General features: G+C 66.0%; 6 protein-coding genes. 5 read left to right on the forward strand and 1 reads right to left on the reverse strand.

From position 1 onward, the window contains the following. The coding region (locus HZB86_11545; protein ID MBI5906156.1) for an aminotransferase class III-fold pyridoxal phosphate-dependent enzyme at positions 1-618 on the reverse strand (618 nt) is incomplete at its 3' end. A gap of 242 nt (positions 619-860) precedes the next feature. Between HZB86_11545 and HZB86_11550 the strand changes: the two genes are divergently transcribed. The 5 genes from HZB86_11550 to HZB86_11570 all read left to right on the forward strand — a co-directional run. Beyond that, positions 861-1,235, forward strand: a complete 375-nt coding sequence (locus HZB86_11550) for a hypothetical protein (GenBank protein ID MBI5906157.1) — start codon at positions 861-863, stop codon at positions 1,233-1,235. Beyond that, a complete protein-coding gene (locus HZB86_11555) occupies positions 1,225-1,647 on the forward strand; it encodes a hypothetical protein (GenBank protein MBI5906158.1) in 423 nt (140 codons plus the stop codon). Before HZB86_11550 ends, HZB86_11555 begins: the two co-directional genes overlap by 11 nt. After that, positions 1,644-3,011 (forward strand): hypothetical protein, encoded by a 1,368-nt coding sequence (locus tag HZB86_11560; protein ID MBI5906159.1) that lies wholly within the window; start codon positions 1,644-1,646, stop codon positions 3,009-3,011. The genes HZB86_11555 and HZB86_11560 overlap by 4 nt, the downstream gene beginning before the upstream one ends. Continuing rightward, positions 3,008-3,214 (forward strand): hypothetical protein, encoded by a 207-nt coding sequence (locus tag HZB86_11565; protein ID MBI5906160.1) that lies wholly within the window; start codon positions 3,008-3,010, stop codon positions 3,212-3,214. Before HZB86_11560 ends, HZB86_11565 begins: the two co-directional genes overlap by 4 nt. A 307-nt stretch (positions 3,215-3,521) precedes the next feature. Then, positions 3,522-4,490: CoA transferase (locus tag HZB86_11570; protein MBI5906161.1), on the forward strand; the 969-nt coding region annotated here is incomplete at its 3' end.

Here is a 4,490-nt window from a genome sequence, read left to right on the forward strand (position 1 = left end):
CTCCACGATCACGGCCGCGATCCGCTTCCGGTTCCTCTCGAAGAGGCGGCGGACCGATGCCGCGTCGTTGAAGTTCGCGGTCAGCGTGTGCCGGGCCACCTCCGCGGGGACTCCGGGCGAGTCGGGCTGCCCGAAGGTGAGGACCCCGGAGCCGGCCTTGACGAGCATCGCGTCGGCGTGGCCGTGGTAGCCGCCCTCGAACTTGACGATCTTGTCGCGCCCGGTGTAGCCGCGCGCCAGCCGCACCGCGCTCATCGCGGCCTCGGTGCCGGAGGATACCAGCCGCACCTTCTCGATCGAGGGGAACGCCTTCCGGATGAGGTGCGCGAGGCCGACCTCTCCGGGTGTCGGCGCGCCGTAGCTCGTCCCCCGGCCCACGGTCGCCCGGATCGCCGCCACCACCTTCGGGTGCGCGTGACCCAGGATCATCGGCCCCCAGGAGCCGACGTAATCGATGAAGACGTTTCCGTCCACGTCCCGGACGGTGGCGCCCTTCGCCCTCTCGATGAACAGCGGCGTTCCTCCCACGGAGCGGAACGCGCGGACGGGGGAGTTCACCCCTCCGGGGATCAAGGTTTTCGCCAGCACGAACAACTTGCTCGAGGTCGTCGTCTTCAGTCGGGCCACGGAGGGTGCCTCCTCGGAAGGGGGATTCCGGTCTGGAAAGAGCGGTGATTGTACCGCCCCGGCCGTTGGCGTGTCAAGGTAAAGGGCGGGATTTCCGCGGCTTTTCGGTAAATCGCAAAACACGATTATAGAACGGCTTGACAGTGCGGGCCCCTCGAGGTAAGAATGTACGCTCCGTCGCACCACCTGTTTTATTTCTCCCCTCTCCGGGTTCTGGAAAAGGAGCAGACCGTTTGAGCGTCCGGGACAAGGAAACCATCGAAGGGCGGTTCGGCCCCCTCTGGTCCGGAAGGTCCGAGATCACGATCGCGGGGCGGGTCCGCACCATGGCCGACGTCAAGCGGTCGTTCGACCTGACCGGCGACGATATCCTCGCGATCGACCTCCACGAACTTCCCGGCGGGACGTTCGCCTTCCGCCACTACGACGGCGACGTCCGGTGCGTCGTCGTGTTCGTGTTCGACGCCGGGTTCGACATCCTCGAGGAGCACCGGGCCCACATCGGAGAGTGGCTGGGCGACCTGTACCACGAAACGGGGGCGCTGGCGTTCGACCCCGACGCCCTCCTCCACATCCTGCGGAAGAAGCTTAAGGAAGGTGGCGAATAGTGCGGGAGCGGACGCGGCGGTCGCCGGAAGGGTGCCGATGGGGATAACGTGCCGCAAGACGTCGGTCCGGGAATCCGCCGCGCAGTGGAACCTGGACGCGCTGGTCGACGCCCCCGGCGGGGACCTCTTCCCGTGCTTCGTTTCGGTCGTCTCCACCTACTGCACCGTACAGTCCACCAATACGAAGGAAGGCGAAGCCCTCCTCTCGGAGGTCTCCGGGGCCCTCGGCGCGGAACCGTCCTCCCCCCCCCAGACGGTGAAGGGCGGATCGTGCGGCGGGGAGGAGGAGGACGGGGATTTCCCTTTCACCGGAGCGATGGTGTCGGCCACCTGGGAGTACCCGAGGGAGCGCAGGGGCGATGTCGTGGCCGTGATCCGGGCCCTCTTCGGCGTGCCGGGGGAGGCCGCGTGAACTCCTACGTGGAGCTGGTCCGCCAGCGCCTCCGCGATCGCGCCGCCAACATCCTCGGAAACATGGACAAGTTCATGGAGCCGCAGCTCCGGTTCACGATGCGGATCTTCGGCGACTGCATCGACGAGGAGACGCGCGCGAAGATGTTCCAGGGGTACAGCGAACACATGTCGGAGCAGGAGCTCCGGCAGTTCGCGGGGGAGTTCGTCCCCGGGTACACCGATTACGCGGTGGCGGAGCTCGAGGAGAGGAAGCGGGACGGCGAGCGGTTCGACCCCCCTTTCCTCACGCAGGAGGAGTACCAGGAGATGTCGGTCCGGGAGAAATGGCCCCGGATCGCGGCCCGCCTGGCCGACGTGCCGTCGCTGCAGCTCCGGCGGGAGGTCGCCCGCGCCGCCATGCTGTTCCGGACGTACATGGTCGGCGACCCCGGGTTCAACGAGGGGGTCCTCGAATTCACCCTCTACTTCGATCTTCTCGAGCGGCTGCGCCACGTTCCGGACGCCTGGCTGCGGAAGTCCGCGGGTGAGAGCGCCTCCCGGGTCTGCGCCGCGGTGGAGGCCGGGGAAACGGAGGAGGGAGAGCGGATCCTGCGGGAGGTCCGGACCCTGGCGGGCGCGGCCGCCGGCCTGCCCGCCGACCCGGAGACGCTGCTGGGCCCCCCGATGGAGAAGTACCCCCGGGAGGTCCCTCCGGAATACCGGTTGCGGGAGCTTCGGAAGACCCTCGCCGCGATGTCGCTCAAGGATCTGCGCCTTACCGCGATGGTCCACCTGGACCTGCTGACGGTCGAGGAGACCCGCCGGATCGTGGCCCCCTTCTTCGGGAAGTACCCCTCCTTCTTCGAGATGCCGTCGAAAGGGTTGCGGGAGCTGATCCTGGCGATCTCGGAGGATCTGGGCGACCGGTCGATCACCAGCTTCATCGAGCGGTACGGCATCGGCCGGATGGCCATGACGAAGCCGGTCGACTACATCGTATGGAAGCTGATGCCGGAGGAGGAGCGGGCGGCGGCGCTTCGCAGGGACAACGAGATGATGGATTCCGCGATGATGGCCCGCCACCTCGCCCGGTTCCTCCTTTCGGAGACCGAGAAGGATCTGTCGGACGCCGGGAAGCAGATCGCCCTCCTGACCGATCCGAGGTACGTCGGCGGCCACGGGGAGATCCTTAAGCGGTTGGGCGGGGAAGGGGGCGGCGAGCGGATCAAGCGGCTCTACGACGCCGTCACGGTCTCGTCGGTCCGGATGGCGGGGCAGCGGGGCGAGGATCGGGAGAAGACGTACCAGGCGATCCGCGCGGCGATCGCGGACGCCGCCGGGTTCGAGCGGCATGAGGACAAGGGGGAGGTGGCGGGGGAATGATGTTCGAATACATGGACCGAATGGTGATGTTCAAGGACACGCCGGAGGGGTTGACGGCAGACATGTCGTGGCTCAGGGAGGCCGGGGAGGACGGGTGGGAGGTGGTCTCCTCGATCCCGCTCATCGCCCCGAACCGGGACGGGATCGCCTACGGAACGGTGGGTTGCCAGATCCTTCTGAAACGGGTGAAGCGAACCCAGTAGAGGGGGATGATTCAAAATGCGTTTTACCTGTGAAAAAACGCTTGACAGGTGCGGGGCTGTCGCGGTATAAAATAAAACGCATTTATAAATCCACGCCGATGAATTCATGGAACCCCGTGATATTCGGCGGTTTTTTCCCTCCGCCATTACGGAGCATTCCGGGGGGAGGCGTTTCCCGATTCCATAAGGAAAGGGGGGTGATCGAAGCGGAAGAGCGGTGATTTCGCAAGGAACCGGGCAGGGAAACAGCTGGTTTATCGGCACGGGAGAAGACGTTCGAAAGCAAATTTCTAGAAGGAGGGGAAGCATGGCAGAATCTTGGCGCACCGAAAAGAAGCGGCCCAAAATCAAGGTCCTTCCCTGGCCCGCCATCCCCGCACCGACGGTGGACGAAGTGTATGCCGGTGTGGACGAGAAGCGGAAGGAGTACTCCCTCTGGGTGGAGTCGGCGGTCCGGCAGCAGTTCAACGCCGACAAGCCCGAGTCGCTGAACGGAATCCGCGTCCTGGACATGACCACGAACATGATCATCGGCCACTGGTGCTCCTCGCACTTCTCGGAGCTCGGCGCCGAGGTCATCATGGTCGAGCCGCCCGGCGGCGATCCGCTCCGGAAATTGACCCCCTTCGGCCGGGAAGAGTACATGTTCACCGCCCAGAACGGGGAGAAGTGCGGCGCGCGGTTCCTGGCCGAGGCCCGGAACAAGCTGTCCGTCACCCTCAATATCGATACCGACGAGGGACGCAACCTGCTGAAGGCGATCATCCCGCAGGTCGACATCCTCATCGAAAACTCCGCCCCGGGCCACTATGACAGCCTCGGGATCGGATATCGCCAGCTCTCCGAGATCAACCCGCGGCTGGTCTATCTCTGGGTCGGCCAGCGCGGCCAGTGGGGCCCCCTGAAGGATCAGCCCGGCGCGATGGACCCGGTCGCCCAGTGCTCCATGGGCTTCGTCCACGGCACCGGCGCACCCGTGTCGTTCGGCGGCACCCCGACCCGGTCGGGGTGGTGGCTGTGCGACCAGGTCGGCGGCACCTTCGCGGCGATGGGCGCGATGGCGGCCCTCTACGCCCGGGAGAAGTTCCTCGGGAAGGGGCAGTTCGTCGAGTGCACCGCGGCGGAAGGCGTCATCCGGATCATCGACTACAACTGGGGATGGAACGGGATGGACGGCTCGGTCCGGCCCCGCTACGGGAACTGGGACCTCGCCATCAACATCTACGCGGTCAACCCCTGCGCCGACGGCCAGATCATGGTGGGCGGCGGGCACGAC

Source organism: Deltaproteobacteria bacterium, assembly GCA_016234845.1.
GTDB lineage: Bacteria > Desulfobacterota > Deferrimicrobia > Deferrimicrobiales > Deferrimicrobiaceae > JACRNP01.

What these genes read in the sequence shown, in the direction of transcription:
- HZB86_11565 (MBI5906160.1), top strand. Translation starts at nt 3,008, where the DNA reads ATGATGTTCGAATACATGGACCGAATGGTGATGTTCAAGGACACGCCG.